Origin of the sequence: Citrobacter sp. RHB25-C09, from assembly GCF_013836145.1 — a bacterium.
Taxonomy (GTDB): Bacteria; Pseudomonadota; Gammaproteobacteria; order Enterobacterales; family Enterobacteriaceae; genus Citrobacter_A.
Genome location: NZ_CP057483.1, coordinates 4,197,599 through 4,215,107, shown reverse-complemented (window position 1 = coordinate 4,215,107; position 17,509 = coordinate 4,197,599). Strand labels below are relative to the sequence as shown.

General features: G+C 53.7%; 15 protein-coding genes. 8 read left to right on the top strand and 7 right to left on the bottom strand.

Annotated elements, in window-relative coordinates; translation table 11 throughout:
• Window positions 1-406: 406 nt before the first annotated feature.
• The 6 genes from HVY19_RS19890 to nadS all read left to right on the top strand — a co-directional run bounded on the left by HVY19_RS19890 (window position 407) and on the right by nadS (window position 6,606).
• Window positions 407-3,016, top strand: coding sequence for an autotransporter outer membrane beta-barrel domain-containing protein (locus tag HVY19_RS19890; protein WP_181682294.1), 2,610 nt, complete (start codon window positions 407-409; stop codon window positions 3,014-3,016).
• Window positions 3,017-3,191: 175 nt separating this feature from the next.
• The gene (gene yihX / locus HVY19_RS19885; RefSeq protein ID WP_181682293.1) at window positions 3,192-3,791 is read left to right on the top strand and encodes a glucose-1-phosphatase; all 600 of its coding nucleotides are present in this window, start codon (window positions 3,192-3,194) and stop codon (window positions 3,789-3,791) included.
• Window positions 3,785-4,657: a virulence factor BrkB family protein gene (locus HVY19_RS19880; protein ID WP_181682292.1), complete on the top strand. Its 873-nt coding sequence runs from the start codon at window positions 3,785-3,787 to the stop codon at window positions 4,655-4,657. Before yihX ends, HVY19_RS19880 begins: the two co-directional genes overlap by 7 nt.
• Window positions 4,654-5,091 carry a D-aminoacyl-tRNA deacylase gene (dtd, locus tag HVY19_RS19875; RefSeq protein ID WP_181682291.1) on the top strand — a complete coding sequence of 146 codons (438 nt, stop codon included), beginning with the start codon at window positions 4,654-4,656 and terminating at the stop codon, window positions 5,089-5,091. The genes HVY19_RS19880 and dtd overlap by 4 nt, the downstream gene beginning before the upstream one ends.
• Window positions 5,092-5,135: 44 nt before the next feature.
• Window positions 5,136-6,077: a fatty acid biosynthesis protein FabY gene (gene fabY / locus HVY19_RS19870; protein ID WP_181682290.1), complete on the top strand. Its 942-nt coding sequence runs from the start codon at window positions 5,136-5,138 to the stop codon at window positions 6,075-6,077.
• A gap of 238 nt (window positions 6,078-6,315) precedes the next feature.
• Window positions 6,316-6,606 (top strand): NadS family protein, encoded by a 291-nt coding sequence (nadS, locus tag HVY19_RS19865; protein ID WP_181682289.1) that lies wholly within the window; start codon window positions 6,316-6,318, stop codon window positions 6,604-6,606.
• 116 nt (window positions 6,607-6,722) lie between these two features.
• Here nadS and fdhE read toward each other — a convergent pair whose 3' ends face one another.
• The 7 genes from fdhE to fdnG form a co-directional block, all read right to left on the bottom strand.
• Window positions 6,723-7,652 (bottom strand): formate dehydrogenase accessory protein FdhE, encoded by a 930-nt coding sequence (gene fdhE / locus HVY19_RS19860; RefSeq protein ID WP_181682288.1) that lies wholly within the window; start codon window positions 7,650-7,652, stop codon window positions 6,723-6,725.
• Window positions 7,653-7,759: 107 nt separating this feature from the next.
• Entirely contained in the window at window positions 7,760-8,446 is a 687-nt protein-coding gene (locus tag HVY19_RS19855; RefSeq protein ID WP_181682287.1) for a response regulator transcription factor, read from the bottom strand.
• 4 nt (window positions 8,447-8,450) lie between these two features.
• Entirely contained in the window at window positions 8,451-9,947 is a 1,497-nt protein-coding gene (locus HVY19_RS19850) for a HAMP domain-containing sensor histidine kinase (protein WP_181682286.1), read from the bottom strand.
• A gap of 17 nt (window positions 9,948-9,964) precedes the next feature.
• A complete protein-coding gene (locus tag HVY19_RS19845; protein ID WP_181682285.1) occupies window positions 9,965-11,308 on the bottom strand; it encodes a VWA domain-containing protein in 1,344 nt (447 codons plus the stop codon).
• Between the two features lie 166 nt (window positions 11,309-11,474).
• Window positions 11,475-12,110, bottom strand: a complete 636-nt coding sequence (gene fdoI, locus HVY19_RS19840; protein WP_181682284.1) for a formate dehydrogenase cytochrome b556 subunit — start codon at window positions 12,108-12,110, stop codon at window positions 11,475-11,477.
• Window positions 12,107-13,009, bottom strand: coding sequence for a formate dehydrogenase O subunit beta (fdoH, locus tag HVY19_RS19835; protein ID WP_181682283.1), 903 nt, complete (start codon window positions 13,007-13,009; stop codon window positions 12,107-12,109). Before fdoH ends, fdoI begins: the two co-directional genes overlap by 4 nt.
• A 12-nt stretch (window positions 13,010-13,021) precedes the next feature.
• Entirely contained in the window at window positions 13,022-16,072 is a 3,051-nt protein-coding gene (gene fdnG, locus HVY19_RS19830; RefSeq protein WP_181682282.1) for a formate dehydrogenase-N subunit alpha, read from the bottom strand.
• A 192-nt stretch (window positions 16,073-16,264) separates the two neighbouring features.
• On the opposite strand from fdnG, the gene fdhD reads away from it, so the two are divergent.
• Together fdhD and HVY19_RS19820 are read left to right on the top strand one after the other, a co-directional pair.
• A complete protein-coding gene (fdhD, locus tag HVY19_RS19825) occupies window positions 16,265-17,101 on the top strand; it encodes a formate dehydrogenase accessory sulfurtransferase FdhD (RefSeq protein WP_249419095.1) in 837 nt (278 codons plus the stop codon).
• 128 nt (window positions 17,102-17,229) lie between these two features.
• Window positions 17,230-17,442, top strand: coding sequence for a DUF1471 domain-containing protein (locus HVY19_RS19820; RefSeq protein WP_181682280.1), 213 nt, complete (start codon window positions 17,230-17,232; stop codon window positions 17,440-17,442).
• Window positions 17,443-17,509 lie beyond the last annotated feature (67 nt).

Below are 17,509 nucleotides of genomic sequence, written 5' to 3'. Positions count from 1 at the left end.
TATAGGAATTTTCACGAAATTAAAAATAGCTAAATATCCTGGCATTAAATCTAATATTCCTAAAGATGGTAACATTTTGCAATAAGTGCTTTTAATTGTGTTTGATTTCTAAGTCTTTTCCCTCTTAACACGCATTTATTTTATTCTTTAAAAAGATATTCCAGGAATAGTGCAAATAAACTCTGTGGATTTTTATTTTTCCCATTATTTAACGTGTTTGGGCTCCGTTGACAGTGAGTTTTAATAATTGTATTAATGCTGAAAAGGGAAAGTTCATACATCTTCAGGTAAGCGAATCTTTAAGTTCTTAAAGATGAACGGACCCGCTTTGCCTTTTGATGAATTCAAATTACAGCGTCTTATAAACTCTTATCCGAAAAAAGAGTTGTACGGAAAAGGTATTCCTATGAAAACTCATAAACTAAATTGCAAACCTCCCTCACCGGCGAAGTTAGCGCTCTGCATTGCCAGTGCGTTGGCGCTGAGTGGGCTAAGCGGACAGGCCATTGCTGCTGGATGTTCGTACACGACAACGGCTCAATTTCTCTGTGACGATCAGACCATTTACTATAGTGGTAACCCGTTGACGTCAAATAGCCGCGATTACACCACATTTACCGAAACCTTGATTAATACCAGCCAGAACGGCACAACCACACCTTTACAAGGGTGGGGGGTATATCTCGATAGCACAGGCTATAAATTTAAAAACCTCGTCATCAATACGACCGGTTCGGAGGCGGATGGTATCCACTCTAAAAACGCCGGGGGTAAACTGGTTGCTGACAATATCTCTATTATTACCACTGGAACAAGTTCAGACGGTATTAACCTCGGACGTGAACTGACAAGCGCCTCCTCGATTGTAGAAGTGAGCGGTAATGTGAGAGTTGATGCGGCAAACGGCATGGGGCTTCGCGCAAATATATCGCGAGCAAACGCCAGCGCCCGATCTTCAATCATTGTTCATGGGGATGCGGATATGGCCACCCGTGGTAACGGTGGCGCGAACTCCGGGTACGGGATTTATGCGGGTAAAGACATTGGTGACATTTTAGGCAGCGCGGCAGGAACCGGTGATGTCACGATTGGCGGCACCGCGAAAATTACCACTGCGGGTTCAAGTGCGTATGGCGTGTATGCGGGAAGAAAAGGCACAGTCAACCTCAACGACGTTGAGATCACCACAACCGGTAATGGGGCGACAGGCATCTATGCTTATGCCAGCACTGATTACTCTGCGGTCAACCTCGGTGGGGATACGGCCATTGAAGTGACGGGGACCAATTCTCTTGCGATGAGCGCCTCCAGAGGGGTCATTCGCTCCTGGGATGCGGCTACGGATACCGCAAGCTCTGGTGTTTATAATATTAAGGGTAACCTTCTTGCGCGCAGTACTGGCGTCATCGACCTGACGATGGAAGACGGCAGTCAGTTTGTCGGTAGTGCCGACTCCTCTCAACAATCCGCTACAGTTTCTACACACGGAACCCTGAATTTAAACATGAAGGGTGCCAGCAGCGAATGGACGATGACCGGAAACTCCACAGTCTCTGCGTTGACAATGGACCAGGCCACGCTGCGTTACAGCCCTGAGGGGGTTTCTCGCGACGATGAAGGCACCTTCAAAAAGCTGACCGTCATGGGCAACTACATCGGTACCAATGCGCTGTTAGTGCTGAACACGGTACTTGAAGGGGACGGGTCTTTAACCGATCAACTGATTGTTAAAGGCGATACGTCCGGGAACACCAACGTTGGCATTAACAATATTGGTGGCGTGGGCGAGCAGACCGTTGAAGGGATTAAAATCGTTGAGGTTGCCGGTAATTCTGACGGTACCTTCGCCAAAGCAGGACGTATTGTTGCCGGCGGCTACGATTATGACGTCGTGAAAAAAGAGAAGGACTGGTATCTGACCAGCCAATTGTCACCGGTTGATCCGCCGGAAGATCCAGAACCTGAGCCAGATCCAGATCCGGTTGACCCGATCGATCCGCCAGGACCGCCAGCCCCGTATACGCCGCTGCCACCACCGTCTGAGTCGAATTATCGTCCGGAGTTTGGTAGCTACCTGGCGAACAACTACGCGGCCAATACCATGTTCATCACCCGTCTGCACGATCGTCTGGGTGAAACACAGTATACCGACATGCTGACCGGTGAAGAAAAAGTCACCAGTATGTGGATGCGTAACCAGGGCGGACATACTCGCTTTACGGACAGCAGCGGCCAGTTGAAAACCACCGCTAACCGCTACGTGCTGCAAATTGGCGGCGATCTGGCGCAGTGGTCCAGCGACGGCCTTGACCGTTGGCATCTGGGCGCAATGGCCGGTTACGCTAACGAGAAAAACAAAACTACCAACCATCGTAATCACTACGCTTCCCGTGGTCAGGTAGATGGTTATAGCGTGGGTCTGTATGCCACCTGGTATGCTAACGAAGCCGATAAGTCCGGTACCTATCTGGATAGCTGGGTGCTGTACAACTGGTTCGATAACACCGTTAAAGGCGATTATCTGGCCAGCGACAGCTACAAATCAGACGGTATTACCGCATCCATCGAAGGGGGTTACAGCTTCCTGGTCGGTGAAAGTGAAAACGCGACTTACTGGATCCAGCCGAAAGCGCAGGTTATCTGGATGGACGTTCAGGCCGATACGCACCGTGATAAAACGGGCGCAGTGGTCAAAGACAACACCGACAGCAATCTGATGACGCGTCTTGGCGTGAAGGCTTACCTGAAAGGCCATGCGACGAAGGATGAAGGTAAAGGTCGTGAGTTCCAGCCGTTTATTGAAGCGAATTGGATCCACAATACCGATAACCAGGCGGTACAGATGGGTTCTATCAAAGATGAAATGCGTGGAACCCGTAATATTGGTGAGCTGAAGGTGGGTGTTGAAGGCCAGATTACACCACGTCTGCAAATGTGGGGTAACGTGGCGCAACAAATGGGCGACAATAGCTACAGTGACACCTCCGCAATGGTGGGTGTGAAATATAGCTTCTAAAAAGAACGGCTCCTGAACCGATAAGGCGCAAGCAGTTATCCGGCGAAGGCCACACCAGGACAAGGCGATGCTGAAATAGCATCGCCTTTTTCATTCATCTTTCCCGGAGTGACGCATAGTCAAACCTCTGCTTTCCCGCTACAGTTATTCATCCACGGCGAGTAAGGGGATGAATATGCTCTATATCTTTGATTTGGGTAATGTGATTGTTGATATCGACTTCAACCGCGTGTTGGGTACCTGGAGCGATCTGAGCCGTGTGCCCCTGGCATCGTTAAAGCAAAGTTTTACCATGGGCGATGCCTTCCATCAGCACGAGCGCGGCGAAATGACCGATGAAGCGTTTGCTGAAGCCCTATGCCGCGAGATGGACATCTCGCTAAGCTATGAGCAATTTTCCCACGGCTGGCAGGCTATTTTTGTCGGCCTGCGTCATGATGTTATCGACATCATGCACAAACTGCGTGAGCAGGGGCATCGCGTGGTGGTGCTGTCGAACACCAACAGACTGCACACCACCTTTTGGCCAGAAGAATACCCGGAGATTCGCCAGGCCGCAGACCATATTTATTTATCGCAGGATCTCGGCATGCGTAAGCCGGAGGCGCGGATTTACCAGCATGTTCTACAACAGGAAGGTTTTTCCCCAAGCGACGCGGTCTTTTTTGACGATAACGTCGATAATATAGAAGGGGCTAACCAGTTGGGGATCACCAGTATTCTGGTTGTTGATAAAACCACTATCCCTGACTATTTCGCGAAGTTGTTATGCTAAAAAACGTGCACCAAAAAGCCAGACATCATACGCGCCCGATTTGGGCGTGGCTGAGGCTATTATGGCAGCGTATTAATGAGGACAACATGACGACGCTGGCGGGGAACCTTGCCTACGTCTCGTTACTCTCGTTAGTGCCGCTGATTGCCGTCGTCTTTGCGCTTTTCTCCGCCTTTCCGATGTTTGCCGATGTCAGCGTGCAGTTGCGGCACTTTGTTTTTGCCAACTTTATTCCTTCAACGGGCGATGTTATCCAGCGTTATATCGAGCAGTTTGTTGCCAATTCCAACAAAATGACGGCGGTAGGCGCATGCGGGCTGATTGTCACCGCGCTGCTGTTGATGTATGCCATTGATAGCGCCCTCAATGCGATATGGCGAAGTAAGCGCCAGCGTCCAAAAATCTACTCATTTGCAGTTTACTGGATGATTTTGACGCTCGGGCCGCTACTGGCGGGAGCGAGTCTTGCCATCAGTTCCTATTTGCTCTCACTGCGTTGGGCCAGCGATCTCAATACGGTGATAGATGACATACTGCGGCTCTTTCCGCTGATCCTCTCCTGGCTCTCATTTTGGCTTCTCTACAGTATTGTTCCCACGACGCGGGTGCCCAACCGGGATGCGATAGTTGGCGCGTTTGTCGCGGCGGTTCTGTTCGAAGCGGGAAAGAAAGGTTTCGCGCTTTATATCACCATGTTCCCTTCATATCAGCTCATTTATGGCGTATTAGCGGTGATCCCCATTTTGTTCGTCTGGGTGTACTGGACGTGGTGTATCGTCTTGCTTGGCGCGGAAATAACTGTCACTCTCGGGGAATACCGTAAACTCAAACTAGCCGCAGAACAAGAAGACGACGACCAACCATGATTGCATTAATACAGCGCGTAACCCGTGCCAGCGTCACCGTGGAGGGCGAAGTGACGGGTGAAATTGGCTCCGGACTTTTAGTGTTATTGGGCGTCGAAAAGGATGACGACGAGCAGAAAGCGAATCGCCTGTGCGAGCGCGTGCTCGGCTATCGTATTTTCAGCGATGCCGACGGCAAGATGAATTTGAATGTGCAGCAGGCGGGAGGGAGCGTGCTGGTGGTTTCACAATTTACGTTGGCGGCAGACACGGAGCGCGGCATGCGTCCGGGGTTCTCCAGAGGGGCAGCGCCGGATCGCGCCGAAGCCCTGTATGACTATTTTGTCGACCGCTGCCGCCAGCAGGAAATGAACACGCAAACCGGGCGTTTCGCTGCGGACATGCAGGTCGCTCTGGTGAACGATGGCCCCGTGACGTTTTGGTTACAGGTATGAACCAACTTCCGGGGTGGTCGCGGGTAACAAGAGAGAGTACAGCTATGTATCACCTTCGAGTACCGCAAACAGAAGAAGAATTAGCGCGTTACTATCAGTTTCGCTGGGAAATGCTGCGTAAACCGTTGCATCAACCGAAAGGCTCAGAGCGCGATGCCTGGGATGCCATGGCACATCACCAGATGGTTGTGGACGAAGAGGGGAACCTGGTCGCCGTCGGGCGACTGTATATCAATGCCGATAACGAGGCGTCCATCCGCTTTATGGCCGTCGATCCCGCGGTGCAGGACAAAGGCCTGGGGACACTCATGGCGATGACGCTGGAGTCTGTTGCGCGTCAGGAAGGGGTCAAGCGGGTCACCTGTAGCGCCCGTGAAGACGCCGTGGAATTCTTTGCCAAACTGGGCTTTATCAATCAGGGTGAAATCACCACCCCGCAAACCACGCCGGTTCGCCACTTCCTGATGATCAAACCGATTGCCTCCCTCGATGATATTCTGCATCGCGGCGACTGGTGCGGGCAGCTTCAGCAGGCGTGGTATGAGCATATCCCGCTGAGCGAAAAAATGGGTGTACGCATTCAGCAGTACACCGGGCAAAAATTTATTACCACGATGCCGGAGACGGGCAATCAAAATCCGCACCACACGCTGTTTGCCGGGAGCCTGTTCTCGCTGGCAACGCTGACCGGCTGGGGGCTGATCTGGTTGATGCTCCGCGAGCGTCATCTGGGTGGCACTATCATCCTGGCCGATGCGCATATCCGCTATAGCAAACCGATCAGCGGCAGGCCGAGTGCGGTTGCCGATCTGGGGTCGCTGAGCGGCGATCTCGATCGTCTGGCGCGTGGGAAAAAAGCACGCGTACAGTTGCAGGTAGAGCTACTGGGCGACGAGACTACTGGCGCGATATTTGAGGGGATTTATATCGTCCTGCCCGCCAAACCCTTCGGACCCTATGTCGAAGGCGGCAATGAGGAAGAGTAAGGATAAGATTTCAATAGCCGTATTGGGTTTAATGGATTAAGCAAAATACGGCACGTAATCACGGGTCCGGTTTCTGGAAAGTGTCTCGCAAAAATAAAACAACGTCTTAATTTACAATGATTTTTATCAACACCAGAGAACAGAAATTCGCTTGTTGCTGATTTATCGAAAAGGTCTGAAGGATGATCTGACCCAGCAGGAAAAGTCAGTTCTCCGGCTTTTGAATGAGAGGTGGTAAATGGAAAAGGCACTCTTTGAGCGGCTTGCTAATAGCATGACGCAAATGAACGAGATCATCGAAGGAAACCGCCAGCCTTCACGAACTTTTCATATAGATGCGATGAAAATAAAAGAAATTCGTCAGGCATCTGGGTTATCGCAATCGAAGTTTGCGGATTTGATTTCTGTAAGTGTCGATACCTTGCGCAACTGGGAGCAGGGAAGGCGTTCTCCTACTGGCCCAGCAAAAGCCCTATTACGGGCGATTGCTAACGACCCGCAGCATGTGATCTCTGCCCTGGGGCGATAATTTCTGCCTTGAACTTGTGACGCGCAATACGACAGATTTTGCCAGGTTCCCAGGAGTGATCACACCGTACCAATTATAAACCGGGCGACCACTGCCGCCCGGCATAGCGGAAAAAACTACTCCCCTTCGCCCGGGAACAGGAACGGGTTGATGGAGCTACGGGCGAAGCCCTCTTGTTCCATTCGCGCGTCCAGTACCAGTGAGGCGAGGTCGTCAGCAACGGCTTCCACCTTCGGGTCTTTTTCCTGATAGAGGATCTTCAGGTAGGTACCGCAGTCGCCGCAGCTTTCGGCTTTAATCGCCGCCTGCTCGTTGTCCAGCGACCAGTAATGCAGATCGCGGCTCTGCTCGCAGTTGCTGCACTTCACGCGCACTACGTGCCACTCGGTTTCGCACAGGTTACAGTGCAGATAGCGCAGACCTTGAGTCGTGCCAATCTGCACCATACTGGAAACGGGCATTGAGCCGCACACCGGGCAGAACTGGCGTTGTTCACCATATTCCGCGCGGGTTTTGCCTGGGATCAGGCTGGCCATTTGCGCCCAGTAAAGCGAGAGCGCAGCCCAGATAAACGGCGCTTTATCGCTGCTGACAGAGGCAAAATCCGCCGCAAACAGTGCGCTGGCCATCTGCTCAAGCTCCTGTTCTGAGGCTTTTTCCAGATTCTCAATCACTGCCAGCGCAGGGCCGCTCATCTCCGGCTTCAGCTCGGCAATCAGCGAATGCAACAGTTTCTGCCAGTGCTTATCGCGCGGCAGAACGTGGATATCCAGCGGCGGTTTACCCTGCTCGTTGGCTTCTTTAATGCGCGCGGTGAGGTCCATCTGTAGCGGATGGTCGTACAGCACAACTTCCTGCGCATGGGCGATCAGCGCAGCAAAGCGCAGGTAATCACCCAGCGGATTGCTCTCAGCCAGTTCGCGCAGACGCTCGGCGCGGCGGTTGTATAAATTTTTGAGCCGGGGGAATAGTAACGGTGGGATCATATCCGTCGCGCGTTTCTCGCTTTTTTCCAGCTCATCTTGCGGGATGATACGAATGCTCATTTAATCATTTCCTGATTATCACGGGCATCTCGCGCCCGTTCTGGTGAATGTCTTCATGATAACCGCAATCGGCCTGCGGGATAACCCATGACATTGCAAAGTGTGCGTCACGATACCTGATATCGATAGCCCAGGCCATGCACCGTTCGGATTAGCTGAGGGTTATTTGCATCCCGCTCAATCACTTTACGTAACCGGGAAATGTGTTGATCCAGCGTGCGACTGTTAGGGAGATAGTCATATCCCCATGCGGCATCAAACAACATGTCACGCGTGACAACCTGATTTTTATGCCGTTCCAGGCAGCGCAAAATATTCACTTCGCGCAGGGTCAGTTCTAAGCGCTGTTCATCGCGCCAGGCGCACAGCTCGTTAGGAAGCACGGTGAGATCGCCAAAAGCAAAGCTGAGATTAGGCTGGGCAGCTTGCTGGTTTAAACAACGCCGGGCGATGGTTTTTATGCGCGCCCGCAGTTCATGAATGCCAAACGGCTTACTGATGTAATCGTCCGCACCCAGTTCCAGCCCCACGACGCGGTCGATCTCTTCATCTTTGGCGGAGAGAAACACAATCGGGATGTGCTCATTGTGGCGGCGGATTTCCCGGCAGACGGAGTAACCATCCATTTCCGGCATCATAATGTCGAGAAGCACGAAATCTGGTCTGTCGCGGTGATAACTTTCCAGCGCTGCGTGGCCATCAGGCGTGGCAAGCAGCGTATAGCCTTCGCGCGCCAGCGCATCCACAAGACCCTGCCGAATGTGGGCATCATCTTCAGCAATCAGTATCTTCATCTTCTCATCCCCGAGGTAATTTTAGCGTAAACCGCACGCCGGGATATTCCGGCTGAACCTCAATGCGGCCAGTCAGGCGGGCAGCCAGTTGAGAGGCGATAGTCAGGCCGATGCCCGTACCAGAAACTCCTTCGGTGATGGAGGATTTCACCCGGTAAAAGGGACGGAAGATCATTTTCAGCTCTTTCTCAGCAATGCCGGGGCCATAATCGCGAACGGCGATATCGACGTCATCTTCGGTGGTTTGTACGGTCAGATCCACGCGCTTTCCCTGCGCCGCATATTTTTCGGCATTACTTAAAAAGTTGCTGACAATTTGGGTGATCACGTCGCGATCGCTGCAAAAAATTAGATTATCAGGACAGGTTATGTGAATCACGATACCTTTCGCCTGGAGCGCAGGGGTGAAGATCTGCGCAATCTCGGCGATCAGCTGTGAAATATCGATCTGCTGGATATGCAGTTTTGGCGTTCGGGTGAAGGTCAGGATGTTCTGGATAAGCCGGGACAGGCGCTGGCCCTCCTGGGTAATCACATCAACATAGCGAAGCTCTTGCGTTTGATCATCGTCGAGCCCTTCACGCAGCAATTCGGCATACAGCGTAATGTTGGTCAGTGGGGTTTTTAGCTCGTGGGAAACCTGACTGACAAAATCAACCTGCTGGCGTGCCCGACGCGCACTGAGGGTATATTCCCGCCACAGTGAGAATCCCAGTAGCGCGACGGCAGTCAGCAGCAGGGCAATGAGTGCGCTCCCCCAAAGCCAGACGTGCCAGAGCGACGTATTCACGCCATAGACCCTGATTTGCCACGTTGCGAGCGGGTAGGGCAGCGTTTGAGCGTCCTGAAGTGTCAACGTGCGCAGATCCGCCGGGCCGCTCTGATAAAGCTGGCGGCTATTTTCAGTGACCTGAACAACCTGCCGGGGTTCGGTGGGGCTTGCCTGAACGCCGTTGGCGATATCCATCATCAGTTGAACGTAAGAAAGTCTAAAGCCAATGAGGGCGTTTCCCTTTTGCCGCCAGTAAATCAGCATAGGTTCCTGAGTTTCATGGCTGATGAACCATCCCGCCTGCGGCGTTTCCTGCTCGCTATGTGGCATATGGCTGGCAAGCTGGCTGGGATCGTTGACGAGTGGGGTCAGCTGGCGCACCCACTCTTTCTCTTCATTACTCAACGACTGATGTTCATCGGGATAGAGCAGTTGATTTTTGCGCAAGATAAAAACGTCAGCAATATCGCTGTCAGTGTCTTTGAGTACACTAAGGCCAGCAGAGTCGCTGGGATCGACAAAAACACTGATGGCATGCAGACGCGAGGCCTTTTGGAGAAGGACATTTTCTATCTCTGCTGCCACGCGGGCGGTTTGTGCCTTTGCCAGGGTTTGTGTCTGCTGCTGTCGTAGCAGCACTTCATGCTCCAGAGTGCGGACGCCCAGATACGCAAGCAGGATGAAAAACATCACAGTGATGAGGAGATAAATCAGCTTGCGTCTGAACATCCAGCGCTCCTTGTGGATTAGTTCGCCTTCGAACTTTGGTTTTTGGTTTTATAACTTTTTTCTTTCAGCGACTTGCGTGAAGCTTCTTTGCTTTCGCTCTCCATTCTTTCCAGCAGACGAAGATTTTCTTCCGCGCTTTCCTGGGCTTTCATCATCGGCGCTGGTGCCGTGAGCGGCAGCGCGCTGAGCTCATTGGCGCTTTCACGCAGCACCGCTTTCGCCTCATCCATTTTGCCTTCGTCAATCAGCTGTAACGCCTGTTCGTTCTGAATGGCTGACTTCTGAATCGCCGAGTCGACGACCACATCTTCCACCAGCGCTTTTTGCACGTCGCTGGCAGAGGCGGTGTACTGCACGGCCAGTTTCCCTTCCCAGCGATCTTTCTGACGGGTGGCAAGGTTGTCATAGCGCACGTTCACCTCCGCCAGCGGCTTGCTTTGCGCGGCGCGGCCTTTTGCCGGAAGCACTTCCAGCATGACATATTTTTCCTGGTTGGCGTAAAGCTGGTTCAGCTTAACAGTGACGGTGTTATCGCGAATGTGCCCTTCACGCCCCAACAGGTGCAGTGGCTTTACGTTGTCGGCGACGTTGATTTCCACCACCACATCCTGCGCGACCACCGACATCACATCACCAAATTCATGGGCAAAGGCTTTTTCCAGCGCGTCGGTGTTCTGCACAAACACGTGGTTGCCGTCGCTGTATTGCGCAATCGCCGCCATTAGATCTTCATTGTACCCTTCGCCAATGCCCATCGTCGTGATAGCAATCCCTTTACGCGCGGCGATTTTTCCCAGTTCTGCCAGTTCGCTGGTGGAGGAGGGGCCAACGTTCGCCTGCCCGTCGGAAAGCAAAATAATACGATTGACGTGCGCTTTATCGAGAAACTTATTGGTTTCCTTAATGCCGCGACTGACGCCTGCAAATAGCGCGGTGCCGCCGCGCGCAGTCAGCCGTTCGCGGATATGGCTTATCACCTTCGCTTTATTATCAAGCTTCGCCGCTGGCACGATGACATCCACGACGTCGTCGTAAATCACCACCGAGAGCGTGTCCTGAGCGCTCAAGGTCTTTACTGCCATTACGGCGGCTTCGGTGGCCTGTTCGATACGGTCGCCACCCATCGAGCCGGAACGGTCGATCACCAGCGCGAGGTTTATCGGGCTGCGCTTAGCGGTGTTCAGCGGAAACCCCGTCAGCGACACTTTGAGGTAGTTTTTATCCTGCGAGTTTTCCAGTACCACCGGGGAGGCCAGCTCCGATTTAATAAGCACTTTTGGGGCTGGCTGTTCGGCGTATGCGCTCGCGGACGCGGCGAGCAGACCCAGCGTCAGGGCGGCAAACAGATGTTTAAGATTCACGGTACGTCTCCTTGTCATTAGAATCGACTCCATTCTTCAGCGACCTGCACCCCAGTTGGTCTGATATCTGTAATAAGTTGTCAAAAAGTTGTCAAAACCGAACCGTTAAGGCAAAAAAATGGCGCCGGTGTCGGCGCCATGTTGTTAACCACAAACGAGGAGCGGGTTACGGCTGGGTCTTATCCTGCTTTTCGCGAACCTCGCGGTACCAGCGTGGGTGGTGTTTCTTCGCCCAGGAGCGTGTCACCCAACCTTCGACCATTGCGGTAATTGTGCCCTTCACCCACAGCGCGGCGTAAATATGCACCATGATAACCACAATCAGCGCGACGGCGGCAAATGAGTGCAGCATTAACGCGAAGCGGATCACCGGAATGGAGAACGCAGGCGCAAAGTACGGACGCCAGATAATCACACCGCTGACCAGCAGCAGCACCAGGAAGATAATCGCCGCCCAGAAAACGCATTTCTGACCGAAGTTATACCGTCCGGTGTCGCCCACTTCCTCGTTGACGACAATCTTGCGAATGTTCTTCGCCCAGAAAATATCGTCCCGATTGATCAGGTTGTGGTGCCAGTAGCGGAAGAACATGATGATGAACGAGGCAAACATCACAACGCCCACGAACGGGTGCAGAATACGCGCCAGTTGCGGGGTGCCCAGGATTTGCATCAGCCAGTTGAAGGACGGGAAGAAAAAGCCCAGTCCGCTCACCGCCGCCAGAATGAAGCAGAAGGCGGTGACCCAGTGGTTGATGCGTTCCGGCGCGGTGTAGCGCACGATGGTGTCACGTCTTTTCATTTGCGCACCTCGTCTTTCTCTTCATGCAGATTGTCATCTTCCTCGTCCGCACGGTTCGGACCGACGCCGACGTAATGGAAGATGCTGGCTGCGAAGGTCGCCGCAAAGCCGACCGCCGCGAGAGGCTTCCAGATACCTTTCCAGAACTTCACGGTAGCACTGATTTCCGGGTTCTCCGGCAGGCCGTGGTACAGATTCGGCTTGTCGGCATGGTGCAGCACGTACATCACGTGCGTACCGCCAACGCCGGCCGGATCGTACAAACCTGCATTATCGTAACCACGGGTTTTCAGCTCCGCCACACGCTCGCCTGCCAGCGTTTTCATATCCTCTTTGGAACCAAAGTGGATAGCGCCCGTTGGGCAGGTTTTCACGCAGGCAGGTTCCTGGCCGACGGTAACGCGGTCAACGCACAGCGTACATTTATAGACGCGGTTGTCTTCCGGGTTTAGTCGCGGTACGTCGAACGGGCAGCCCGCGATGCAGTAGCCGCAGCCGATGCACTGCTCGGACTGGAAGTCGACGATGCCGTTGGCATACTGAATGATCGCCCCTTCCGCAGGACACGCCTTCAGGCAGCCCGGATCGGCGCAGTGCATACAGCCGTCCTTACGGATCAGCCATTCCAGTTTGTCATTCTGTTCCACTTCCGAAAAGCGCATCACCGTCCATGATTTGGCGGTCAGATCCGCCGGGTTGTCGTACACCCCGACGTTGCTGCCGATTTCATCACGAATGTCGTTCCACTCCGAACAGGCCACCTGACAGGCTTTACAGCCGATGCAGGTGGTGACGTCGATAAGCTTCGCCACTTCTTCCTGGAAGTCCCGCGCCTGAGGCGCGGGGGTGAGACCGTTAGTCGCGGAACGACGAATGATGTCTTGCGATTGATAAGCCATAAGTCGTCTCCGTTATACCTTTTCCACGTTCACCAGGAAGGACTTAAATTCCGGCGTCTGGGAGTTTGCATCACCCACGGATGGCGTCAGGGTGTTAGCAATAAACCCTTTCTTCGCCACGCCTTCATAGCCCCAGTGAATCGGAATACCGATGGTATCGATATCTTTGCCGTCTGCTTTCAGCGTGCGAATACGCTTCGTCACCACCGCTTTGGCTTTGATATAGCCACGGTTAGAGGAGACTTTCACGGTGTCACCATGGGCAATACCGAGCTTATTCGCCAGCGTCTCGCCAATTTCCACAAACTGTTCCGGCTGCGCGATAGCGTTAAGCAGTGCGTGCTTCGTCCAGTAGTGGAAGTGCTCGGTCAGACGGTAAGTGGTTCCGACATACGGGAACTTATCGGCTTTACCCAGCGCTTCGGCGTCGCCCTTAAAGATACGGGCGGCAGGGTTAGAGATAACGTTCGGGTGCAGCGGGTTGGTACCCAGCGGCGTTTCAAACGGCTCGTAGTGTTCAGGGAACGGCCCTTCCGCCATCTTGTCGATAGCAAACAGGCGACCCATCCCTTCCGGCTGCATGATGAACGGTCCGACGTCGCTGCCCGGTGCGGCGGCGCTGTAGTCCGGAATATCCATCCCGCTCCATTTCGCGCCGTCCCATTTCAGGATCTGGCGCTTCGGATCCCACGGGTTGCCCTGCGGATCGGCGGAGGCACGGTTGTACAGAATGCGGCGGTTGAGCGGCCACGCCCACGCCCAGCCCAGGGTATTCCCCAGACCTGACGGGTCGGCGTTATCGCGACGCGCCATCATATTGCCTTCCGGCGTCCAGCTACCGGCGAAAATCCAGCAGCCGCTGGCGGTGGTGCCGTCATCACGTAACTGTGCGAAGGAGCTTAACTGCTGGCCTTTCTTCACAATTACCGCGCCCGTTGTCGGGTCGATAATATCCGCCAGCGCTTTGCCGTTGTTCTCCATCGCCACTTCTTCCGAAGCCGGTTCGTGCGGCGTGGAGTAGTTCCAGCTCATGCTGAGAACCTGTTCCGGGTTCGCGCCGCCCTGCTCGGCATACAGCTTGCGCAGGCGCAGGAAGATACCGGCCAGAATCTCACCGTCGGTGACCGCAATCCCCGGGGCGTCCGCGCCTTTCCAGTGCCACTGTAACCAGCGGCCGGAGTTAACGATTGAACCGTTCTCTTCGGCGAAGCAGGTGGAGGGCAGACGGAACACTTCGGTCTGGATTTTCGACGGATCCACATCGTTCGACTCACCATGGTTTTGCCAGAAGGTGGACGTTTCGGTGTTGAGCGGATCGATCGTGACCAGGTACTTCAGCTTCGACAGTGACGCAATGGTCTTGTTTTTATTCGGGAATGAAGCAACCGGGTTAAAGCCCTGGCAGATATAGCCATTGACCTTGCCCTCTTTCATCATCTCGAAATATTGCAGGACGTCGTACCCTTTATCCCACTTCGGCAACAGGTCAAAGCCCCAGCTGTTTTCCGCTGTCGCTTTGTCACCATAGAAAGTCTTCATCAACGAGACGAAGAATTTCGGGTAGTTGCCCCAGTAGTTCACCTGATCTTTCAACAGCGGTTTCGGCGTGTTGGCGGTCAGGTAGGTTTGCAGATCGGGCTGTTTTTCGTTTGGCAGCGTCAGGTAGCCCGGCAGGCTCTGCGACAGCAGGCCGAGGTCGGTCAGACCCTGAATGTTGGAGTGACCACGCAGGGCGTTCACGCCGCCGCCTGCCATCCCCATATTACCGAGCAGCAACTGGATCATCGCCATGGTACGGATGTTCTGCGAACCGATGGAGTGTTGCGTCCAGCCGAGTGCATACAGGAACGACGCGGTTTTATCTTTCGCGCTGGTTTCTGCAATGTACTCGCACACTTTCAGGAAGTCGGCTTTTGGCGTCCCGCAGATATTTTCCACAACGTCCGGCGTATAGCGGGAGACGTGCTGTTTCAGCAGGTTCCACACGCAGCGCGGGTGTTGCAGAGTCGTATCGCGTTTGGCAAAGCCGTTTTCGTCCAGCTCGTAGTTCCAACTGGTTTTGTCGTACTTGCGTGCATCCGCGTCATAGCCGGTGAATAGGCCATCTTCGAAGCCAAAATCTTCACGCACGATCAGACTGGCGTTGGTGTAGGCTTCGGTATATTCGCGGTTATATTTTTCGTTAGTCAGCAGGTACAGCATCACGCCTGACAGGAAGGCAATGTCAGTACCGGAACGAATTGGGGCATAGAAATCGGCCACCGACGCCGTTCGCGTAAAGCGTGGATCGATCACAATCAGCTTCGCGCCGTTGTGAATTTTCGCTTCCATCGCCCAGCGGAACCCGACAGGGTGAGCTTCAGCGGCGTTACCGCCCATCACCACGACGAGGTTGGCGTTCTTGATGTCGACCCAGTGGTTGGTCATCGCACCGCGACCAAATGTTGGAGCAAGACTTGCTACCGTTGGTCCGTGTCAGACACGCGCCTGGTTGTCGACCGCGAGCATACCCAGCGCGCGGGTGAATTTTTGGGTTAAAAAACCGGTTTCGTTACTGGACGCAGAAGCACACAGCATCCCGGTAGAAAGCCAGCGGTTAACGGTGACGCCTTCCGCGTTCTGCGCAACGTAGTTAGCGTCGCGGTCTTCTTTCATCAGCTTCGCGATGCGGTCAAACGCCTCATCCCAACTGATTTTCTGCCATTTATCTGAGCCTGGCGCACGGTATTCCGGGAATTTCAGGCGGCTTTCCGAGTGGATGAAATCCACCAGACCAGCGCCTTTCGGGCAGAGCGCCCCGCGGTTAACCGGGTGGTCTGGATCCCCTTCAATATGGAAGATAGACGCTTTGGCGTTTTTCGCACCGTCGCCGAGGCTGTACATCAACAGCCCGCAGCCAACGGAACAGTAAGTGCAGGTATTACGGGTTTCGCGGGTGCGCAGCAGTTTATATTGCCGTGTTTCCGCTAGCGCTACGCCGGGCGCAAAGCCCAGTGCCGCCGCCGTGGTGCCTGCCATACCGCCAGCGCAGATCTTAAAGAACTGCCTTCTGCTGACCTGCATGGTTTGCTCCTATTTCGACATTGTCACATCCCTTTCACATTCGTATTCACAAGCGCTTAGGGAGTGGTTGTTATTTTTCTTTGCGGACGGCGCCGCAAAGGTCCAGAATTGGGTCGTTTCCCCTCGTCCGGGAGGGGGTGGCGACAGAATACCACAATGTTGGTATGTGTGTTCTTATACGGTTAAATGAAAGTGAATAAGATACATCCAGAAGAAGTCAAAAATGTGATAAATGTCACCAGTCATCGGCAAATTAACCTCTGGAAGCGTGGGGACCTACAACATTCGCAACCAGACGAGGTCGCTGAAGAAGTCCCCGTTGCTCTGGTTTACAACGGTATTTCTCACGTCGTGATGATGGCCTCACCGAAGGATCTGGAACATTTCGCGATGGGATTTTCTCTGTCGGAAGGCATCATTGAGAGCCCGCGTGATATTTTTGGCATGGAGGTGGTCTCTTCCTGTCACGGTCTGGAGGTACAGATCGAACTCTCCAGCCGCCGTTTTATGGGGCTGAAAGAGCGTCGTCGCGCACTGGCCGGTCGGACCGGCTGCGGTGTTTGCGGCGTGGAACAGCTCAATGACATCGGCAAACCCGTGCAGCCGCTGCCGTTCACCCAACGTTTTCACCTGGCGAATCTTGACCGCGCATTAACGCATCTCACGGACTTCCAGCCCGTCGGGCAACTTACCGGCTGTACGCATGCGGCGGCGTGGATGATGCCGTCCGGGGAACTGGTGGGCGGGCATGAAGATGTCGGACGCCACGTGGCGCTGGATAAATTACTGGGGCGTCGTGCAACGGAAGGTGAACGCTGGCAGCCGGGGGCAGCGCTGGTATCCAGTCGTGCGAGCTATGAGATGGTGCAGAAGTCGGCAATGTGCGGCGTTGAAATTCTGTTTGCCGTTTCCGCCGCCACCACGCTGGCGGTGGAGGTAGCAGAGCGCTGCAATCTGACGCTGGTGGGGTTCTGCAAGCCGGGCAGGGCGACAATTTACACCCATCCGCAGCGGCTGATCGCTGAATAACAAATATTCAATTTATTTGAATAATTACGGCAAATCCTTCCGCTTTAAGTTGTATGAGTAACGGCCTATCATTTATTACATAAAGGCACGGTGCCTTACTCAAACAACTAAGTTAAAGGGTTTATACCATGAAAAGCATCAAAACTTTTGTCGCAGTTATCGCTCTCGCTACTTCTTTCGGTTCTTTCGCTGCTCAGTCTGTGACCGCGACCGGTTCAACGCTGGAAAGCGCAGAAGCAAAAATTGCTGCTCAGGCTGAACAGGCTGGCGCAAGTGATTACAAAATTACTCAGGCTTACACCGGTAACCGCGTACACATGACCGCAGAACTGCTGAAATAAGCAGGCATTGCCGGATGGCGGCGCAAGCGCCTTATCCGGCCTACAACACGTAGGCCTGATAAGCGCA